This is a genomic window from Streptomyces sp. NPDC037100 (assembly GCF_055606225.1).
Map to the genome: position 1 here is coordinate 1 of NZ_JBVJSX010000032.1, position 2,704 is coordinate 2,704.

Below are 2,704 nucleotides of genomic sequence, written 5' to 3' on the forward strand. Positions count from 1 at the left end.
ATTGTCACCCGATCGGTGGCCCGCTCGAAGAAGCTCATTGACTGCCTACGAGGGGCGCCATAGTCGTTGTCCAGCGGTACGTGCTTCACCGCCGAGGGTGCCACGACGGGCTCCACGATCCCGTACGACGGCGAGCCCCTGGCCGAGCTCGTCCGGTCCTGATCGACGAAGCCGTCCGCAAGGCCACCTGGGAGTACGTTTCCACACTCCTGGCCCGTCTCGGCGCCTGCGGAAAGAACGTCGGCCAAGGTCCCTTTGCCAGCGCCCCAGACTTCCTCGTCCGCATCCTCGACACGGCCGACCCTGGCCACCGCCACCTGCTGTACGGCGTCTCGGCCACGCTGGAGACGCTGGTCTCCATCCTGCCCGCGGACACGGACCCCCACGGTGCTACCCACCTCGACGACACCGAGGCCCTCGAACTCACCACGGTCCTCGCCATCCGTCTCGCGGCTCTGCCCGGCTCACTCGTCATGAGGACCGCAGCTCAGGGGCCCCAGACTGCGTCTACGGCTGTCGGCTGCGAGCGGGAGACCTCAACCCCCTCACGGCCGGAGACGTCTTCGACGCCTACTGCACCGACATCGACTCCCGTGACCCCATCCCACGGGGAGCACTACGTCGGGAAAATCCAGTACGGGTGGCGAGGCTCTGACCCGTACCGTAGGCCCACAAAAGTCCAGTTCAAGGACGGCGAACTGACCACATCCTGCCGAATGCTGCACTACAGCCTTTAACGGACAGTCCTTTTTCGGACAGTCCTTATCGAGGCTATTGACTGCCACCCATTCCCTCACCCAAGATCATTACGCAAACTCCCACTGGGGGAGTTAGGGGAGGAATACCGTGAGGATATCCGGCAGATCGATCGTTCTCGGCTTTGTGAGCGTGGCGCTCGCAGCATTTAGCTTCGCTACGCCGGCGGCCGCAGACGCCTCTCAGGCCGCCACCGTTACGGCGAACGGCACTGTCGTCGCCGCGGATGGTTCCAAGATCGGCCAGGTCACCTTCCATAAGCGTGGTGACGGGACAAAGCCGCCCGCAGAGCTGGGTAACCCCTCAAAATGGGGTGCGATGGTGATCAACATAGACAATTCTCCCGCTACGGCGCAGGGCTGCATCGGTGCCAGTGGCGGAAATTGGTGCTACGGCTACGAGCTGACCACCGACGGTAAGTACTGCTACTCGAACTACTACCACGGCACTAAAATGCACCATTCCTCGGTCAAGATTGGCGCATTGAAGGGGAGCGCTTACGCGGCCGCTGGCAAAACCTCCTATGCCAACCGGACAGGGGGCGGTGCCTACACCTGTGAAACCTTCTACAGTCTTGACGAGTAGATCCTGATCCCCGCATGACGCGGTCACCCTTTCGCTAAAGGCTAGGTTGGTGCGCCACTCGGGTCTTTTCCGTCGGCTGCGCAGTATCCGAGTGGCGCCACCTCCTACTTTGAATTAAACACGGAACAGGGAAGAAGAAATCGCACACTTTCCGCGCACTCGTGTTGCGCCGCTCGCAGTGCCCCCCGGGGTCGGTTTTCTACTTGGACTAGCGGGTCCCCTTACCGAAAAATGGGGCAATCCCGTTTGCGCCTCCCTGAATGTTGTTTTTTCCGATGGGTGGTCGTGGGTCTGTTATGCGTTCTTGGTGGGCTATTTCGGCCGATCCAAAATTGAGTCAGCGTTGCTGTCCTCTTTGGGGTTGGCTATCGGTGTGGTCACATACTATGTATTCAAGGACCTGAGCCCCACCATCCCGGCCGGACTGGAATCTGGCGCCGCCGGCGAGGTAAATTACTCCAGTATGCTTGTATGGGGAATGGCAGCTTTTGTCCTTGGGGCACCCGTCGGGCTCTTGGGTAACCTGGCGCGAATTCCAAGTGTCGGCGGTCTCCCATTCCGACTGGTTGTTCCGCTCGTAGCACTTTTCGAGACCTCCATGCAACTGGCTGTAGAGGCGGATGGGCAACGTGCGGTCCTTGGAATTACTTGGAATGTTATTCGGTTCATCGCGGGCGCTGTTGCTTTGGCTCTAGTAATTCACACCATCCGGAGTCGGTGGCACTCTCGGCGTATTCGTTCCGCGGAGTCTGATCAGCACCGCGCCAGAAGGGACACTTCGCCCTTGTGACCTTCTGAAGTCCAGCCTCGATTTCGTCAGCTGGGACCGTCGGTCGTTGATCGGCCCAGCGGAGCGCCCGTGTCCCCCGGGGTGGTGCGGTCCTCTCCTCTTCGGTTCTCGTCGGGGCGAGTGTCGGTCGGTCAGGCGATGGCTGGGAGGGCGGTCAGCCGCCACCAGACGGTGATGAAGGCGCCGGCCCAGGGCCGCCAGCTCCCCAGGGGGTCACCGAGTCCCCCGCCGAGGCTGCTACGACGGGCTCCACCATCCCGTCGGGTGACCACGTCATGCGGGGATCAGATACGCGTGCGCCTGTTCCCCTCACCCCGGTCTATGGCTGGGTAGAGACGACAACTACCGGTAGTGGTGAGCGCGCGACACACCGCTCACTTTCACCACCCACCAACCCCGCAGCCGATTGCAAAACCCCGTCAGGTCTCGCACTCTGGCCGAGCAGCCGACGGCTGCCCACTCGTCGAAGTCACCCCAGGCACCGCCCCCGGCCCCGCAACCGGCCGGGGGCGCTCGTGTACCCACCCAGAGTCACTGAGCTTCTTCGGGCGGGCCACCGATCGGGTGACGGTC

General features: G+C 62.2%; 1 protein-coding gene and 1 pseudogene. Both read left to right on the forward strand.

What is annotated here, in order from left to right:
* Positions 1-69: 69 nt before the first annotated feature.
* Positions 70-604: pseudogene (locus ACZ7EG_RS40015) on the forward strand (hypothetical protein); the annotation flags it as partial.
* 242 nt (positions 605-846) lie between these two features.
* Positions 847-1,341, forward strand: a complete 495-nt coding sequence (locus ACZ7EG_RS40020; protein WP_184567902.1) for a lactococcin 972 family bacteriocin — start codon at positions 847-849, stop codon at positions 1,339-1,341.
* Positions 1,342-2,704 lie beyond the last annotated feature (1,363 nt).